The sequence below is a fragment of the Gemmata sp. SH-PL17 genome (assembly GCF_001610855.1).
GTDB lineage: Bacteria > Planctomycetota > Planctomycetia > Gemmatales > Gemmataceae > Gemmata > Gemmata massiliana.
This window is the reverse complement of sequence record NZ_CP011271.1, coordinates 7,298,579-7,314,776: the sequence shown is the minus strand read 5'-3', so window position 1 is coordinate 7,314,776 and position 16,198 is coordinate 7,298,579. Positions and strand designations below refer to the sequence as shown.

At 66.6% G+C, this 16,198-nt stretch carries 17 protein-coding genes and 1 pseudogene; 5 read left to right on the top strand and 13 right to left on the bottom strand.

Features of this window, described 5'->3' with window-relative positions:
• Nucleotides 1-49 precede the first annotated feature (49 nt).
• The 4 genes from VT84_RS30305 (at nt 50) to VT84_RS30290 (ending at nt 2,509) form a co-directional block, all read left to right on the top strand.
• Complete coding sequence (locus VT84_RS30305) at nt 50-946, top strand: ISAs1 family transposase (protein ID WP_052556777.1); 897 nt, start codon at nt 50-52, stop codon at nt 944-946.
• Nucleotides 831-1,244: an ISAs1 family transposase gene (locus VT84_RS41820; RefSeq protein ID WP_255359517.1), complete on the top strand. Its 414-nt coding sequence runs from the start codon at nt 831-833 to the stop codon at nt 1,242-1,244. The genes VT84_RS30305 and VT84_RS41820 overlap by 116 nt, the downstream gene beginning before the upstream one ends.
• Before the next feature lie 81 nt (nt 1,245-1,325).
• Nucleotides 1,326-1,586 (top strand): hypothetical protein, encoded by a 261-nt coding sequence (locus VT84_RS30295; RefSeq protein ID WP_082842144.1) that lies wholly within the window; start codon nt 1,326-1,328, stop codon nt 1,584-1,586.
• On the top strand, nt 1,583-2,509 hold the full coding sequence (locus VT84_RS30290; protein ID WP_082842143.1) for a hypothetical protein: 927 nt from the start codon (nt 1,583-1,585) through the stop codon (nt 2,507-2,509). Before VT84_RS30295 ends, VT84_RS30290 begins: the two co-directional genes overlap by 4 nt.
• A 331-nt stretch (nt 2,510-2,840) precedes the next feature.
• On the opposite strand, the gene VT84_RS30285 is transcribed toward VT84_RS30290, so the two are convergent.
• From VT84_RS30285 to VT84_RS39085, 9 genes and pseudogenes are all read right to left on the bottom strand, one after another.
• Nucleotides 2,841-3,038: a hypothetical protein gene (locus VT84_RS30285; RefSeq protein WP_082842142.1), complete on the bottom strand. Its 198-nt coding sequence runs from the start codon at nt 3,036-3,038 to the stop codon at nt 2,841-2,843.
• A gap of 43 nt (nt 3,039-3,081) precedes the next feature.
• Nucleotides 3,082-3,435 carry a hypothetical protein gene (locus tag VT84_RS30280; protein ID WP_082842141.1) on the bottom strand — a complete coding sequence of 118 codons (354 nt, stop codon included), beginning with the start codon at nt 3,433-3,435 and terminating at the stop codon, nt 3,082-3,084.
• A 191-nt stretch (nt 3,436-3,626) separates the two neighbouring features.
• On the bottom strand, nt 3,627-4,343 hold the full coding sequence (locus VT84_RS30275) for a hypothetical protein (protein WP_157470000.1): 717 nt from the start codon (nt 4,341-4,343) through the stop codon (nt 3,627-3,629).
• A gap of 124 nt (nt 4,344-4,467) precedes the next feature.
• Entirely contained in the window at nt 4,468-5,007 is a 540-nt protein-coding gene (locus VT84_RS39090) for a hypothetical protein (protein ID WP_157469998.1), read from the bottom strand.
• A complete protein-coding gene (locus VT84_RS30265) occupies nt 4,919-6,352 on the bottom strand; it encodes a hypothetical protein (RefSeq protein WP_082842139.1) in 1,434 nt (477 codons plus the stop codon). The genes VT84_RS39090 and VT84_RS30265 overlap by 89 nt, the downstream gene beginning before the upstream one ends.
• Nucleotides 6,349-6,672, bottom strand: coding sequence for a hypothetical protein (locus VT84_RS30260; RefSeq protein ID WP_052556769.1), 324 nt, complete (start codon nt 6,670-6,672; stop codon nt 6,349-6,351). Before VT84_RS30260 ends, VT84_RS30265 begins: the two co-directional genes overlap by 4 nt.
• Nucleotides 6,673-6,743: 71 nt before the next feature.
• Nucleotides 6,744-7,391: a hypothetical protein gene (locus VT84_RS30255; RefSeq protein WP_082842138.1), complete on the bottom strand. Its 648-nt coding sequence runs from the start codon at nt 7,389-7,391 to the stop codon at nt 6,744-6,746.
• 21 nt (nt 7,392-7,412) lie between these two features.
• A pseudogene (locus VT84_RS30250) lies at nt 7,413-8,806 on the bottom strand (ISKra4 family transposase).
• Nucleotides 8,807-8,900: 94 nt separating this feature from the next.
• Nucleotides 8,901-9,080: a hypothetical protein gene (locus tag VT84_RS39085; RefSeq protein WP_157469994.1), complete on the bottom strand. Its 180-nt coding sequence runs from the start codon at nt 9,078-9,080 to the stop codon at nt 8,901-8,903.
• Between the two features lie 345 nt (nt 9,081-9,425).
• On the opposite strand from VT84_RS39085, the gene VT84_RS30235 reads away from it, so the two are divergent.
• The gene (locus tag VT84_RS30235) at nt 9,426-10,496 is read left to right on the top strand and encodes an ISAs1 family transposase (RefSeq protein ID WP_082842135.1); all 1,071 of its coding nucleotides are present in this window, start codon (nt 9,426-9,428) and stop codon (nt 10,494-10,496) included.
• Nucleotides 10,497-10,520: 24 nt separating this feature from the next.
• On the opposite strand, the gene VT84_RS41815 is transcribed toward VT84_RS30235, so the two are convergent.
• From VT84_RS41815 to VT84_RS30220, 4 genes are all read right to left on the bottom strand, one after another.
• The gene (locus tag VT84_RS41815) at nt 10,521-10,655 is read right to left on the bottom strand and encodes a hypothetical protein (protein WP_255359516.1); all 135 of its coding nucleotides are present in this window, start codon (nt 10,653-10,655) and stop codon (nt 10,521-10,523) included.
• Nucleotides 10,652-11,173: an SGNH/GDSL hydrolase family protein gene (locus tag VT84_RS30230; protein ID WP_204249666.1), complete on the bottom strand. Its 522-nt coding sequence runs from the start codon at nt 11,171-11,173 to the stop codon at nt 10,652-10,654. The genes VT84_RS41815 and VT84_RS30230 overlap by 4 nt, the downstream gene beginning before the upstream one ends.
• 245 nt (nt 11,174-11,418) lie before the next feature.
• Nucleotides 11,419-13,929 (bottom strand): serine/threonine-protein kinase, encoded by a 2,511-nt coding sequence (locus VT84_RS30225; RefSeq protein WP_082842134.1) that lies wholly within the window; start codon nt 13,927-13,929, stop codon nt 11,419-11,421.
• Between the two features lie 160 nt (nt 13,930-14,089).
• A complete protein-coding gene (locus VT84_RS30220) occupies nt 14,090-15,679 on the bottom strand; it encodes a serine/threonine-protein kinase (protein ID WP_052556762.1) in 1,590 nt (529 codons plus the stop codon).
• Between the last annotated feature and the right edge of the window lie 519 nt (nt 15,680-16,198).

The following is a 16,198-nucleotide window of genomic DNA, read 5'->3' as shown; positions in this document are numbered from 1 at the left end:
CGGTTGGCTCGCTACGCGCAGTTGGGTAGCGTGTCACCGGAGTAGTCGGATGAGTCGTCCGTGTTTGTTGGAAGCTCTCCGTGCGGTGCCCGATCCCCGATCCCGGCAGGGGCGTTCGTACCCCTTCACCCCGATTCTCGCCCTGCTCGTCATCGGCATCCTCGTGGGGCGCCGCTCGCCGGCCGCCATCGCGCAGTTGGCCGACGATTATGGGGCCGAATTCGCCCTGCTGCTCGGGTTCCCGCGCCTGAAGACTCCCACCGGATCGATGCTCTCCAAACTGCTCCCCCGCATCGATGTGACGGCACTCGAAGCCGTCCTCAGCGCCTGGATTGCCGCCCTGTTCGCGCCCGCAACGGACCCCGCGCAACCCGCGCCCGGACCGGCGCATCCACTGGTCGTGAACATGGACGGCAAGTGCTCGCGTGGCAGCGCCCATCGGTCCGCGGGTCTGCCCGGCGTTCATCTGTTGGCCGCCTTTGCCCCACGACTCCAGGCCGTTCTGGGCCAACTACGGGTCGATACCAAGACGAACGAACACAAGGCCGCGTTGGAACTGTTGAACATCCTGCCTCGACGCGCCGGCGGGTATATCTTCACCGGCGACGCCATCTTCACTCAGACCGAGGTGTGTCAAGCGATTCGTGACCGGAACGATGACTATGTGCTCGTGGTCAAAGACAACCAACCGGCCTTGGCCATCGACATCGAAGCGGGACTCACGTTCGTGGCGGTGGCCGCAACTTTTTCCCCCCGCGGGCCGCGTGGCCCCGAAAGAACCCGTGCCCGGCCCGCGGTTCGCGCGCCGTCTCGACAAGGGCCACGGTCGGGTGGAACACCGGAGTTTGGAGAGCACCTCGATCCTGACGGTGCATCAGGAGTGGCCGGGGTTGAAGCAGGGGTTTCGCGTGCGCCGATGGGGGATTCGCAATGGCAAGCCGTTTGAAGAAGTAGTCCACGGGATCACGAGTCTGCCTCCCGAAAAGGTGGACGCCCAACGGCTGTTGGAACTCGTGCGGGAGCATTGGCGGATCGAGAACAGCCTGCACTACATCCGCGATGTGACCCTGGGTGAGGACGGGTGTCAGGTGCGCTGTGGTCAAGCCCCGCAGGTGTTGGCCGCGCTGCGGAACGTGGCCGTCCATGTGCTGGCGCAAGTGGACACCGACAATCACGCACAAGCCACACGGCGCTTGGCCGCACGATTCCACGAAGCCATTGATCTCCTCACTTCACCAATGTGAAACTTTCAATGGCCCTGTGTCCCTATTGTTTGGGGCGGTTAAGCAGGTATCCTCATCTCATCGCTTTTTGGGGAGGCACGGATGCCCACGCTGACCATCGAATACAGCACGGAGGCCGAGCGCCTGCAGTACGAGCGGGCGATCGCCTACGTGCAGGAACTGAACCGGTTGGGAACCACTGCGACTCCCGGCACCGTTCTTGACACCTGCGAACTCTTCGCCCTGGAGCGGGGGCGCGAACTGCTCCGGGACAACCTCGCCGACACCCTTCAGGCGCGCATCGACGCGGCCCCCAAAAAGTGCCCGGCTACCGGTGCAAAGGGAACAAGCGGCGTGTCGTGACCACGGCCCTGGGGCCGATCGAGGTGTGCCGCCCGTACCTGTGGCACCCAACCGAGAGCGGACGGTTCACCGCGGACGAGTTGTTGGGCCTCGACGGGTTCCTGACCCGACACGCCCGGCGGTTGGTCACGCTCGCGGGGATCGAACATTCGTTCGCCCGGGCCCAACAGGTGCTGGCCGAGTTCTGTGGCTGGGACGTGGATGACGAGGTCATTCGCCAGACCACCCACGCCGAGGCCCGACGGGTGGCCGAACAACGCCCCGAGCGGAACGACGCGTGGCCCTTTGCGCAGGCCGAAGGGGAGATCGAGGTACTGATCGACGCGGGCAAGGTGAACACCCGCACCGGATGGCGGGATGTCAAGTTCGGCTTGTTTCTGAAGCGCAAGCCGGGTCCCGCCGCCACGCCCGCCGGATGGGATGAACGCCACCTGCCGCCGCCGACCACCCGTGCCGTGGTTGCCGCCATCGAAGAAGCCGAGTCCTTTGGGGCGCGCCTTCGCCGGGAATCGGATCGCCTGGGGGTGACCACGGCCCCGGCGGTGACGGTACTGGGCGACGGGGCGGAATGGATCTGGAACCTGGCTTCGGAGCACCTCCCGCAAGCGGCCGGGGTGTTGGATATGTACCACCTGATGGAGCACGTCAGCGGCGCGATGAAGGCGATGGGCGGAGCCGGGGACGCGATCCGCACGCGGTGTGATGCGGCACGGCAGGTGGTGCTGTCGGAGGGGAAGCCGGGCCTCGAGCGCTGGCTGGGAGCGGTGTTTGCGGGTACCCGCCGGAGCGCGCGACGGAGCCACTGCTGGACGTGGCCGCGTATGTGGCCAAGCACCCGACCCGGTTGGGGTACGCCGAGCGGCTGGCGGCCGGACGAAGCATCGGCAGCGGGGTGGTGGAAGGGGGGATCAAACAGCTCCTGAACCTGCGGATGAAACGGACCGGCGCGCGTTGGCGGGCCGAACACGTTGGCCCGCTCGTGGAACTCCGGGCCGCCAGCCAAACGGCGCTCTGGCCATCTCTCTGGAACGCCGCTTAAACGCACCGCCCCAAACAATAGGGGCGCCCCACCCCTGATGCCTCATGAGCCGAACAGGTAGTCCGCGAAATCGCCAGCACTTCCGCGGGCGCGGATGCCTTTTCTTACGTATCAGAGCCCGAACCGGACGCGCTCGGTGTGACCTCCGGTCCCGCACACCCACCATGGGTATGGGTGAAGTGCGGAACCGAGGGCGATCGACTCGTTCGATCCGGTCAGCGGGTCAGCGAGATGCGGCACGGCGTCAGTTCGGGAAATGCCCGGACCGCGGCCCGAATCGCTCGCCGCAGGCGGTCCATGAACTCATCCCCGGCCAGCGTCTGCCGGACGGCGTCGACATCGGCTTCTGGAAGGTCGTTCGAGACGCGGATGGTCAGGTGCCGGTCGTCGATCAGGACGGTCTGCTTCGCCATGTGCTCCTCCGGCAACGAGAGGGAGGCCGCGCCGCCCGACCGCTCAGTTCCCGATCTGGTCCAGCACGCCGAGTACGACGAGTCGGGCGACGAACGAACTGACCGCCAAGTACAGAAACAACACGGCGGCGCGACCGGCGGGCAGACCGAGTCCGGCGAACGCGGCGATACCCCACACCGCCAGCCCGACCAAGTAGCCGACCGGGAACGATGCAAATGAGGTCAGGGCCGCGACACCGACGGCGACAACCGCGGTCGTGGAGGAATCCGGCGAGGCGGTCTGGATCGTGTCGCCGAACGTGTTCTTGTAAAACGCGACGGACACGAACCAACACGCCGCGGACAGCGCGACGAAGATCAGGAAGGCGATCGGGTATCGGGTAATCGGGTAGGCCACGGCGGGCGCCTCTCTTTGGGTTAATTGAAGAAGAAATGTTGTGCGGGCTTGAGCGGCGGATCGGTGAGTGGAACGTCGGAATCGGGGTTGAGGTCCGCACGGGCTGACGCACCCCACGCGGGAGTGCTTGACCGGCCGAGCCTTTCACTCGACTTCGACGTTCGACTCACTGCCTCGCCGTGTTCATGTCGTCAGCCCCTGCCGAAGCCGAACAGTCCGGCCGAGCGGCGGAACCAGCGACCCACCTGCACGCAGACGGCGGTCGCGGTCCCGCACACGCCGCTCACTGCCGCCGAGACGCTGTGCGGGCACACGTAGCTGACGGCGGCGACGGCTACGCCGACCCCGGCACCGACCAGCAGCATCTTCTTCAGCGGCATGATCGCCGACAGGCTCCGTGCGGTCGTCACCACCGCGGTCTTGGCGGCCCGGCACCGGCGCACGGTGGCATCCTTCACGTTCTTGCACGTCTCCTTCACCCGGCCCCAGAACTCGGACTTCGCGGGTGCGGACTCCACGGGCTGCGGGGCGGTCGGCGTTTCCACTGGCGCGGGCGGGGCGGTTGGGGCCAGGCTCGCGATCAGGGTGCGCAGCTCCGGGTTCGTCAGCAGTTCGAGGATGACGTCGCGGACGGCCTGGCGGGCACCCTCGCGGGTGGCGTCGGCCACGGCTTCCGGCAAGCGGTCGGCCAGGCAGTCGATGATCCCGTCAAGGCGGTCGAGCTGGTCGGCGAGCTGCTTGCGCTGGGGCTTACCGTTGGTCATGGTGGCGGTCGAAGACATGGTCGGTCTCCTTCGGAATAGTGGTGTTGAGGTTCGGTGATTGATGGCTGAGAGTCGGTCGTGGTCGGTGAGTTTGCGGGTGATGCTGTTCGTGTGCGCGGTGCCCCGGTCCGGCCATGCGCGCACCCCGGCTGTGACCCGCGGGCGATGAGCCCTGGGGCTGGTGACGGGCGAGCGGTGTGAACGGATCGGGGCGTTCGTCAGACGTGTGCGAGCCGGGCGGCGCCGTCGTCGAGGGCGTCGGTGGCGGTCAGCACGTCTGCGGTAGCGGCCAGAACGGCGACGGCGGTGCGGGCGAGCGGCCCGCCGACGGCACCCTGCTGGCCGCCGCCGAGGCCGGGCCCGCGGCGGCCAGCAGGGTGCCGCGGCGGACCAGCCACCACCTGGCGACGTACACACCGGCGGCGACGGCGGCAGTCATGCTCGCGCTCACGGCAGACGGCTCGGCGATCGGGGGTTCATGCCGCGTCGGGGTGGCCCGGCGTGAGCCGCGACTGCGGTCGTAGTCGTCATCGTCGTCATTACGGTCACGCCCGGTTTCACCCCACGGGTCGCGGGGTCGGTCCCAACCGTCGCGGTCGTCCTCGTCCTCGTCGTCCCAGCGGGACGCGGGCGGGCGACGTGCTGCCGGCGGTTCGGGCCTTTCGGCGACGACCGCCTGAACGACCTGCCGCACGGCGTCCCCGACCGCCCGGCCCAACTCACCAGCGACAGCGATACGTACCCGCTCTTTCAGCTCGGCCATCGTGCCCGCGAGGCCGGTCAGTTTTGTGGTCACGATCTTGGTCACGACTGGCCCCCCGTCCGAGGTTGAGGGCCTTCATGCTCGACCACACCTGGGTCAGAGCCTTCTTCTCCTTCTTCTGATGCTTGAGCGCGGCCACCAGCCGACCGGCCGCGGTCAGGGCGTCGCCCAGCGCGGCTCGCAACTCTTCCGCGAGCAATGGGGAATCGGCGTCCGGCGGGTCGTGCCGGCCGTTGGGCGGGTGCCCGTTCGTCTCGCTCTTCACGGCAGTCTCCTTGTTGTTTCTGGTGTTGGTGATGGTGGGGTTGGTATCAGGCTTCGGCCCGACCGCGAGGGCCGGATCGAGTGCCACGGTGAGAAGGGTCGTGTCCTTGCGCTCGAACACGACCGGCTTGTCAGGAGTGAGGCGAACGGTCCGGCAGCCGAGCGCGAGGGCACGGCCCAGGACGCGCCGGTCGATCACCGCCCGGACGCCGGGGCCGTTCGCAGTCGAATGGCGCAGCCGCACCTCGCAGATCTTCTCGCTCTTCTCTTCGCCGGCCCGGACGACGAATCCGCTGTCGACGGCGAGAGCGACCGGGCGGTGGTCGGCCTCACCGCCGGGCAGGCCCGACAACTTCTCGATCAGTTCGGCGGCGTCCCGGTCGTCGATCGCCACGGTGGTGGGAGCGTTGCGCGGCACAACACCGGCGACATCCGGGTAGCGGCCGGTCTTGTCGATCGGCAGGAACACGCGCCACGACCCGGCGGCCACGATCAGGTGCGTCGTGGTACGCCCGAGACGCACCGCCCGCTCGCCGACTAACTCGCGAGTCCCGAAGACGGGGAGTGCCGGGGCCAGCACGTCCTCTGTGAACGGGAGTGAGAATCCACCGCGGAGGAGTGCGGTGCGTCCATCGGTGGCGACTACCTGACCCGCCTTGCCCCTGAGCTGCACGCGGGTCAAAGAGAAACGCCCGGCGTCCTTCGCCGCCGGCCGGCCGCACTCGTGCAGAGCCGCGAGGAACGCGATCGGGACCGCGTGCCACGCCTCCGGCGCGTCGGGCGGTCGGTGCTGCTTGCCGGGCAGGATCGCCTCGAACGGGTGGGATTTCGGAACACCGCGCTCGGACCACCGGTCCTCGCCCTTGAGCTTCGATCCCACGCACAACTCGACAGGCTCACCGCCCGGCCCCGCAGCAGCTTCGAGCATGGCCATCGGGGCCACGAGCACCTCGTCGCTACCCTCCGTCGGGGCCGTGTACGCGAGGGCCGCGTCGTCGGTCTCCACCCAGACGGTCCGCGTCCCGCCTTTCGCCTCGAACACGACAGCAGGTGCCGGCCCACCGGACACGCACTTTCGGGCCAGAGCCGGGAACGCCCGGCACAACCCGTGTGGAATCGCAATCACGTTTGTAACCTCCGGGGATGAGTCGAAAGTCGATCCACCTGCCAGCCGCCGTCGAACAGCTCGTCGGCCGAGTCGCAGGCTTGGCGGGAGAGCAAGAAGAACTCGTCGATGGTGGGCGGCAGGGCGAACACGTTGGTCAGGAACACGCAGGCCGAGAAGCCGGTCCGCCCGCACACCGACCGGGCGTCGAACACCACGCCCAGTTCTTCCCGCCCACTGGTGCGGCGGACGACGGGGAGAAACGGCCAGCACGGCCACAGGGCGGGAGTGGTCAGGAACAAGACTGTCCGGTCGCGGGCACGGGCCACGCCGGTAGTCATGTCGATCTCCGGGTTGGGGTGGCGGGAGTGAACGGGCCGTGCGGCCCGGCCTTCGAGACGGGTGCGAACACTCACGCGGTCGCGGTCGGCTCCGTGGCGAGCCGCTCGACCTTCTGCCGCAATTCGTCGCGGGCGGTCGACAGTTCGCGATCCAGCCGCCCCTTCTCGTCAAGCAGGTACTCCGCGTACGCCTGGACCTTGAACTGCGTCGAGCGGATCTTCTCGGCGGCCCGCTTCAGTGTGTCGTCGCGGGTGTCGCTCCCGAACTGCGCGACCGCCTTGCGGTGCTCGTCGATCAGGGCCGCGAGCCCTGCGGCCACCGCGTCCTTCACGCTCCGGTCGCCCTCGGCCGTCCCCGCGGGGACCGGGAACCGGAGGATCTGGCCGTTGAGCCGACCGAGCATCGCCTGCACCTTGTCCACAAACGCCACGTGCCGCTCCGGCACGAAATAGGCCCCGCCTTGCGGGCGCACCGGGAAGAGGTCGGCGTGCCGGTCGAACAGCTTCTGGATCACGCGAGTTACGTCGGCCCCGCTGCGGTCGTCGATCGCCCGGTTCAGTTCCTCCTGGGCGAGCGTGGCGAGGCCCGGCAGGTCGCACGTCACCGCCCCGGTCTTCTTGTCGAGGGTGAGGAGCGTCTCCAGCGTGTACTCGAAGCGGTCGCCGTCGCGGGACTCCTGGGTGAATTGGAACTTAACCGTGCCCTGGGTGGGTAGCACTTTAGTTGGTGGACGTTTGTGTCAGGCGGCGGTGGATCGTCTCCAGAAGTCGGTCCACTGGCTGTGTTCACTGCGATACAGGGCGCGGACGTGGCAGAGTGCGTGTGCGCCCTCTTGGCTCCATCGCATCCCCGATCCCTTCAATCGTTGGCCCACCACCGTCTTGCACGCGCTCTCCACCGCACCCGATCCGATGTACCAGCCGTTGGCTTCGTAACTCGGATAGTCCATCCGATGCACCTGATTGCCGAAGTAACCCAGCACCTCCGCACGGACCGCCGGCAGCCCCTTGCGATTCGGCCACTCCCATTCTTCCAGCACCCTCATCATCACTTCGCCGCCTTCATCCCGTAGCACACGCGACCACGACGTCGTCTGCGCAAGCGCCGCTTCTTCGTCGGTTGGGTGCAACGCCGCCGCCAGTTTCGCCAGATACTCCGCCGCGTGATAGAAGTCCAAGATCACCGCTTCCACGCGCGGGAAGTTCAAACGGACGAAGTCCTCCAAACCCGCGCCGCCGTCGGTGATCGCCACCCACACCTCCGCGTGACCCAACCCCACTTGCGCGCCTTGGCGGCGTAACAGCGGTCCCATTTCCGCCAATGGGTACAGCCCGCTTGTGTACCGGGCACGCATCGACTCGCCCGGCTTGGGCAAGCCCTCGAACACACGCTCCCGATCCGGAAGCGGATTGAAAATCATCCCGACGTCGGCCATCCGCCCATCGGTCGCTTCGCCGTTTGGTCCCTGTTGCCGAACGCCGGTCGCGTCGATCTCGATGTAACCCACGGTCCGGCCACAGGCGTCGCGGAACCAGTCCCACGCCACTTTGCCGCCGAAGGTGCGGCCCTTCTGAAGGTGTTCGGCAATTCGTTCCCCGGTCGCTTCGGTGGTCCGTTGCACCGTCGATGCACTCAGCACAACGCCGGTGGTCTCCTTCAACAGTTCGGCTCCCTTCTCGAAACTGTCGGCGACGGCCCCGCAGAGCGTGGCGAGTCGTTCCACCGCCGGCGAGAGACGCCCAGCGGTCAATCCGACTCGCCCGTCCCAAGGGCAGGAGCCTTTGGCGCAGAGCCCGCAGTAGTAATAGGCGCGGTTGCAGGTGACCGGCCCGCCGAGCGTTTCGACCGTTTTCTCGCGGTACCCGTGGAAGGGGGCGCGGTGGGAGCAGTGGGGGCAGTCGATGGCGCTGGTGGTGTAGCCACTTTTTGGGGGAGGTGTTCCGCGTAAGCATCGGCGACGATGCCTTGGGCTTGGTCCCGCAACGCGAACTCCGTGTCACCAAAGAGGTCGTCATCGGTGGTCGCAACGAGCCGACGTGCCATCCCCAAGATGGCGTCGGCGGATCGAGCCTTGATGCGCGCGGCCAATTCTTGGGCTTTGGCTTCGAGTGTAGGTTCAAGCGGTTCGGACATAACGACCTCCTGCCCGGGTAAATTCCCCACGACGCTCAAAGCTACACCGAACTGAACACAGTTCCCACCAACTTCCCCGATGCCTACCCGCCGTTCACTCTTCCTCGGCCACCTGGCGGATAATGCGGCGGTCACACAGCTTCTTGCACGCGCGGGTGAAGGCGTGCTTCGGGGCCAGCTCGCGGGCGACGCCCTCGTCCAGTTCAGCGTCGGTGAGAGCAGCGACCAGGGCGGCGTAGGTGACGCTCACCCCGGAGCAGGTCCATGAGATCACCTCGCCCAGCAGCCGCGTTCCGGCGGCGAGGGGGAACGGGACTGCCGTTGCGGTCGTCGTGGCAAGTACCTCCAACGGGAAGGGAATGGAAACGGCCCGACCGCGACCCACAACGGATCCGATCGGGCCGCGAGAAGAACGTGGACTACAGCGAGAGAACCCGGCCGACGGCGTCGGAGTCCGGGGTGAGCGAGCGGACCGTGTGGACTTCGTCACTGACGTGCGCGAGGTCGCCGGACTGGTTGTCAATCACTAGAGCCTGTTATGAACCCAGGGCGTGCGCACTATGAACGGCTGACGGTGTAGGAGTTTATGTCTACACCGAGGGTATCCGGAGGATACCCAATGCCCCTTTCGTTGACCGCCGTGTTCGCGGACGTGCCCGACCCCAGGATCGAGACCGCGAACAAGCTGCACCCGCTGACGGATATTCTGGTGATCGCCACCTGCGCGGTGATTGCTGGGGCCGACGGGTGGGATGAGATCGCGGAGTACGCGCGCACCAAGGAGCCGTTCTTCCGCCGGCTCCTCGAGCTGCCCAACGGGGTGCCGAGCCACGACACGTTCGAGCGCGTGTTCGCCAAACTCGATCCCGATGCGTTCGCCGACCGGTTCGGCCGATGGGTGGGCGCGTTGTGCGAATCGACGGGCTTGGTCCACATCGCCATCGACGGGAAGAGCGCACGGCGTTCGGCCCAAGGCACGTTCACCGGGTGCCTGCACGTGGTCAGCGCATGGGCCACCGAGAGCCGGTTAATCCTGGGCCAGCGGTCGGTGCCCGAGGGCGGGCACGAGATCACGACCGTTCCTGACCCGTTGGCCGCGCTGGACCTGCGCGGGGCGGTGGTGACGCTGGACGCGGCCGGGTGCCAGAAGGCCACGATCGAGCAGATCCGGGCACAAGGCGGCGAGTACGTGGTGTGCGTGAAGGGGAACCAGAAGGGCCTGCGCGACGCGGTGGGCGACGTGTTCGACATGGCGGCCGAGGCGGGTGTGGGTCACGGGCGCGAGGAAGAGCGGTATGTAACGGTGGTCCAAGACCCGGATGGTTGGTCGGATGTGGGCGCGGTGGCGCTGGTGTGCCGGGAGCGCCGGGTAAAGGGTCAGAAGAACGAGGGCACCGGGCACTATTACATCACCCGCCTGCGCGTGAGCGCGGCGGTGCTGGCCGGTTACATTCGGAACCATTGGGGCATCGAGAATGGGCTGCACTGGGTACTGGATGTGGCGTTCCGAGAGGACGACAGCCGTGCCCGAACCGGCCACGCGGGGGCCAACCTGGGGATGCTCCGGCGCGTGGCCGTGTCGCTCCTGAAGCGCGCCAAGACCAAAGGCAGCACCAAAACGCGGCGCATGAAGGCCGGTTGGGATGACAACTACCTATTGCAAGTTATCCCAGGAATTACGGCCCAATAAAGTGCGCACGCCCTGGTTATGAACCTAAACCCCGAGTGCGGTGAGGACCGTTCGGGCGATGAGCAGGTGCCCGTCGTCGCCCGGGTGTACCTTGTCCTTTGAGAACGGCTCGGTACGCCCGTCGCGCGCCTTCCGCATCGCGGTGTGTAGGTCGATCACCCGGACCCGGGAACCTTCAGGCCCGTTTCCCACTTCGCGTACTCGGCCAGGACCGCGTCGTAGTCGACCTCGGTGCCCTTCGGCACCGCGTCGTAGATCGGCGGGGTAACGAGGACGATCTGCTTCGCGCCCGCGGCCTTGCACTGTTCGATCAGTTTCGTGATCCCCTTCTGGAACGCGGCCATCCGCTCCTTGTCGAGCGGGAGGTAGATCCCGTCGTTCATCCCGTAGCACGCGACCACGACCTCCGGCTTGGCCTTCTCCAGCACGCGCCCGAGGCGCTCGAACAGGCACGGGCGGGGGAACTGACCGCCCGCGTGCCCGTCTTCGCTCAGCCCCGATACCGTCTCGCTCGCGAGACCGAGCCCGAGGATGTCGAAGTCCTTCTTCGGGTACAGCTTTTCGAGGTAGTACGTTGTGAACGCTACGTACCCGCCGGCCTGTGTGATACTGTCGCCGAGAAACACGACCCGCTTACCGGCGATGGCGTCCACGTCCTGTGCCCCCGCTCGTGGCACGAAGAGCGCCCCAAAGCTACGGCGAATGCGAACCGGATCATATCTCCCCCGTGTCAATCGGCGCGCGTTGCGCGGCCTTACGGTTTAGGTGGTGTTGGAGCGGCCACGGTTCAGTCGTAGCCCGAACGAAAACGCGACCGTTACAAGGCCGGATGTGGGTGGTGCCGCACGGTTCCTGTCTCCAGCGGCGCGCTGCGAGATCTGGAAATTGTGGCGCGGCTTAGCGCGCTCAAAACGGCCCCGGCCTAATGCGCTCCGACGCGGCTCGCGCCGGCCATTGGGGGGGGCGTGGGGAACCGGAGGAACGCCGCGTCGTCGTTCGGGTTCGGCAGATCGGGCAACTTCGGCGCATCGAGTTTGGTCGAAAGGAGCCCCGGGCTCCCGGGACCGGAGTTCGGTTCGTAGAAATTGTCGGGCGCCCCAAATTTGATCGGCCCCTGTACTTTGAGCAGGTCCGGGATGCGCGCGAAATAGTTCAGTGATATCTTGAGGTCATACACTCCGAGTTCGGCCCCGGGGCACTCGAACAGAAACCCGACGGGCATTTGGTAGAACGTGTTGTTCGCGAACGTGCCCCGGGACGGGCGCCCGAGCGGACGGACGAACACGACCCCGGCGCCGACCAAGTTATAAAATCGGTTGTTGGTGACCTCGAAATCGGTAATCGGCCCGTCGATGCGAATCCCCGAGCGTCCCGGTCCCTCGAAACGGCTGTTCTTGATCGTGAGGAACTTGTTGTCCACGGTGGTTGCGTACAACAGCACCCCGGCCTCGCTCTCGGGCGGGAGAATAGTGCGCACCCGATCAAGGGTCACCGGGCGCCCGGCGGCGCCCGCAATGTGCCACAGGTGAATCCCCGTCTTCTGCACGTTGCGCAGGGTTACATTCTCGACCGTGGCCCCGGGCGAGGTACCGTTCACCTGTAGCCCGATCTCGGCCTGCCCCTTCCCATCGAATTCCACGTTGCGCAGGCGAAAGCCCTCGACGTTGCTCGCGTCGAACATCGCTCCGCCCCTCGACGCGAACTCGATCACGGCGGGGCGGCTCTCGATCGCGGACTCGATGGTGAGATCCTTGTGCTTCTTGCTGTCGAGCCGGATCGTGGATTCGACGAGCTTCGGTTCGGCGATCACGATGATGTCGCCGGGTCCGGCCTTCTGGAGCGCCTCGCGGAGCGAGCCGACCGCGTTTTCGCCGCCCGCTTTCGAGACCGTGATCCTTTTGGGACCGGTCCCCGGTCCCGTCGCGGGCGCCGCGGGTAGGGTCGAGCGGTTGAAGAACACGAAGTACGCGGCCGCGACCACCGCGACAAAAATGAGCGCGCAGGCGCAAGCCAGGAGCACGACCTTCCCGGTACCGGCCCCCACGGGCTTCTTGCGCCCGACGCGCGACGGGCGCTCTTCCTCTTCGGGGATCGGGAGCTCGATCGGTTCCGGTTTTTCGGTGTCGCTGCGGGCCTGGTCTTGCGTTTCTTGTTCGAGGTTGGCCCACACCGCGGCCGGCTCGGTACGGGGCGGTGCGGGGGCCGGGCGCGGGGTCGATCCCGTGATAACGGTCGCGGCGGTGGTGAACGTGGGCGGGCTGGGGGCCGGGTTCGAGCGGTTAAAGCCGCCCGTCGACGTGGAACTCGTCAGCGCCGGCGAAAGGCCGGTTCCGCGCCCGCCCGCGGCATTGACCACGGCAGGCGACAGGGTGGGCATCTCGCGCTCGGCCGGGGGCGGGATCGGCGTGGTCACCCAACCGGCCAGTGCCGCCATCACCTCGGCCGGGGTCTGGTAGCGCCGGGCGGGGTCTTTCGACATCATGCGCTCGACGACCGCGACGAGTTCGTCGGGGGCGTCGGCGCGGAGCTGGCGGAGCGGGCGCGGGGTGCGGTTCTGGTGCCAGATCAGCTTTTGGGCCACCGACCCCTCGGGGAACGGCGGGCTGCCGCTGAGCAGGAAGTACATCGTCGCGCCGAGCGCGTAGATGTCCGCCCGGATGTCCACCGTGTGGCTGTCCATCGCCTGCTCGGGCGCCAGGTAATCGGCGGTCCCGAGCACGTTCTCGTCGTGCAGTCGCGTCAGATTGTCTTCGGTGTCGTGCGTCAGGCGCGCCAACCCGAGGTCCAGCACCTTCACCACACCGAACCGGTCCACCAGGATGTTCCCGGGCTTAATGTCGCGGTGAATCAGCCCCATCTCGTGAGCGTGCTGCAGCCCGATCGCGGCGCCGTATGCGTAGTGACACGCGCGGGTCGGGTCGAGTGGCCCGAACTTCTTGACCAGATCCTGAAGGTTGATCCCGTCCACCCACTCCATGACCAAGAAGTGGAGGTTCTCGTCCTGATCGATGTCGTAGGCACGCACGATGTTCGGGTGGTCCACGGCCGCGATCGCGCGGGCCTCTCTGTAGAACCGCTCCAGGCTCGCCTTGTCGCCGCCCTTGGAGATCGGCAGCACCTTCACCGCGACCCGGCGGCGCATCAGTTTGTGTTCGCACAGAAACACTGTACCCATGCCGCCGGAACCCAATTTCTCCAGCACCTTGTACTTGCCGAGGCTGAACCGCTTGTATTTGCCCTGCAGGAGTTGCTCGGCCTGAAAATAGGTCAGCACCGCGTCGCGGACGAGGATCTGCGCGATTTTGGTCGGGTCGGCGGGGATCGCGTCGGATTCGCGCAACTTCTGGACGTAATTGCGGAGCCGGACCTCGTCAACGAGGCCGCTTTTCTGGACGAGGTCCAGGATCTCGTCCGCGGTTGTCGGTGCGGGCATGGAACATCTCCGGCGCGAAACCGGGCGGGGCGAACCAAGCGTCCGGCGCCGGAATAACCAGAATCTGGGCGCAGGACCGCCATAAGTATAGTGTACGGCGGCACTCCAGGGTTACGGATTCCCGAATCGCACCGAGCGGAACCAGATTTGACGGGACCGGTCACATCGGCCGAACCGAGTCCGCAGGCGCATTCGCTTCTTTGGCGCCCTTGCCGACCTGATAAGCAACGACCATACCGACTACGAAAAGGACCGCGACCACAAGTGCGATCGCGACAATCAACCAGACGCGCGAACGGGCCGGAGCCGGTACGGTCGCGGCTTCGACCGTCGGCGCCGGGCGCTTCTTGGCGGTGCTCGAAGCCGGTTTCTGGCGCCCCGGAATCGGGGCCGTTGGTGAGGCGCTCGCGCGCCCGGTAGAAATCGGCCCGTTCACGGGTGTGTCCGCACCCGAGCGGAACCGGGCATTTGCGGCCGTCGGATTTGGAGGGAGCGCGGCCGCACTCGCCGTCCCGCCAGAACCGGGGGCGCGCGACCGACTCCGGATCGAACTCTCCCCGGACCGCGCGAACACCCCTCTCCCAGGGCCGAACAGAACACGCGCCAACGGCGGGGACGCACCCGAACGGTCCGGTGCCGGCGGACCGGCCAGTTCCCGCACGAGGGGGCACAGCACCGGCATTTCCACTTCCGGCGGCAGACCGAGCGGGGCTTCGGCCCATTCCGCCAGCGCCTCGGCCACTTCGATCGGTTCCTGGTACCGATCGATCGGGTCTTTCGCCATCATTTTCCGCAGAACGGCCAGCACCCCGGCCGGCACGTCGGACCGGAACTCCTCTACCGCGCGCGGCTCGCTCGTCTGGTGCGCGACCAGCTTCGCCGCGATGGTCCCGTCCGGGAACGGGGTCTGCCCGGTCAGCATGAAGTAGAGCGTGCCGCCGAGCGAGTAAATGTCCGCGCGCACGTCCACGATGTTGCTCACGGCCTGTTCCGGCGCGAGGTAGTCCGCGGTGCCGAGCACGCACTTGTCGTCGTACTTCTCGGTCACGCTGTCCTGCTGCTTGTTGAAGAACCGCGCCAGCCCCATGTCGAGAACTTTGATTACGCCGGTGCGGTCGAGTAGCAGGTTCCCCGGCTTGATGTCGCGGTGAACCATCCCCAGTTCGTGCGCGTGCTGCATCCCCACCGCGGCCTGCGCGATGTAGTGCGCGGCGCGGACCGGGTCGAACAGCTTCTTCTCGGTCGCGTGGCGCGCGATGATCTCCTGAAGGCTCGCACCGTCCACGTACTCCATGACGAGGAAGTGGAGCTTCTCGTACTGGTCGATGTCGTAGGCGCGCACGATGTTCGGGTGGTCGAGCGCCGCGACCGCGCGGGCCTCACGGTAGAACCGGTCCAGGTTCGAGGGGTCTTCGAGCTTCTCGACGGGCAGCACCTTGAGCGCCACGAGGCGTTTCATGAGCGTATGTTCACACAAATACACCGCCCCCATGCCGCCGGCCCCGATGAGTTCGAGGAGCCGGTACTTGCTACCGATGGTGAACCGCTTGTAGCGCCCGAGTTTGAGCTGTTTGGCCTGGAAGAACGTGAGCTGCGCGTCGCGCACGAGGGCGGCGGCCGCCTGGTCGATCGTCTGTGGTGTGCCCGTGGTTTGGTGACGACCGAGGAGGTCGTTGAGTTTCTTGTCCGGCACGAGTCCGCCTTTGCGGACCAGTTCCAGAAAGTCGGGCACGGTGGCGGGTGCCGGCATTGATGGTGTCCTTCGGCCCGGTACGGCACCCGCTGGCATGGCAACGCGGCGGGGTCATGCGTGATAATCTGGTCGGCGCAATCGGCGAGAGCAAGAGAGCAGTTCGTAATTTTTACCACGAATTCGGCCCGGCGGGGCCGATCGGAACTGTCTTCTCGCTATCCCCCACCGCGCTGTTAATACGACGCATAGGTTATCATACCCGAATCGTTGGATCGTGAGGGAACTCCTCGACGGGCCGTGAAGACCGGTTGAGCACCGCGTGGGCGAGTGAATGCTCGCGGTAAGCTCCGGCGCGAACGGACAGTTCCCGCGGGGAAAGTCGGACACTTGGGATGAACTCGCGGTACTCGCGCGGACGATATCGAGCTTCTGCGACCGATCCCGCGCACGCCCTTCTGCTCTCCGGGTTGACATACGGCGGTGCGGCGCTAAGAATGTACAAGCTGCGACCAGTGTCGCGTCTGGAACTCGGAACCGAACTGAGACGCGCATGCCCCTCCTCGTCCGAACTTACTT

Bases quoted from the DNA above. Each gene is read 5' to 3' on its own strand.
- VT84_RS30305 (WP_052556777.1), top strand. From the start codon at position 50: ATGAGTCGTCCGTGTTTGTTGGAAGCTCTCCGTGCGGTGCCCGATCCC.
- VT84_RS30295 (WP_082842144.1), top strand. From the start codon at position 1,326: ATGCCCACGCTGACCATCGAATACAGCACGGAGGCCGAGCGCCTGCAG.
- VT84_RS30285 (WP_082842142.1), bottom strand. From the start codon at position 3,038: ATGGCGAAGCAGACCGTCCTGATCGACGACCGGCACCTGACCATCCGC.
- VT84_RS30260 (WP_052556769.1), bottom strand. From the start codon at position 6,672: ATGACTACCGGCGTGGCCCGTGCCCGCGACCGGACAGTCTTGTTCCTG.
- VT84_RS30235 (WP_082842135.1), top strand. From the start codon at position 9,426: ATGCCCCTTTCGTTGACCGCCGTGTTCGCGGACGTGCCCGACCCCAGG.
- VT84_RS30225 (WP_082842134.1), bottom strand. From the start codon at position 13,929: ATGCCCGCACCGACAACCGCGGACGAGATCCTGGACCTCGTCCAGAAA.
- VT84_RS30220 (WP_052556762.1), bottom strand. From the start codon at position 15,679: ATGCCGGCACCCGCCACCGTGCCCGACTTTCTGGAACTGGTCCGCAAA.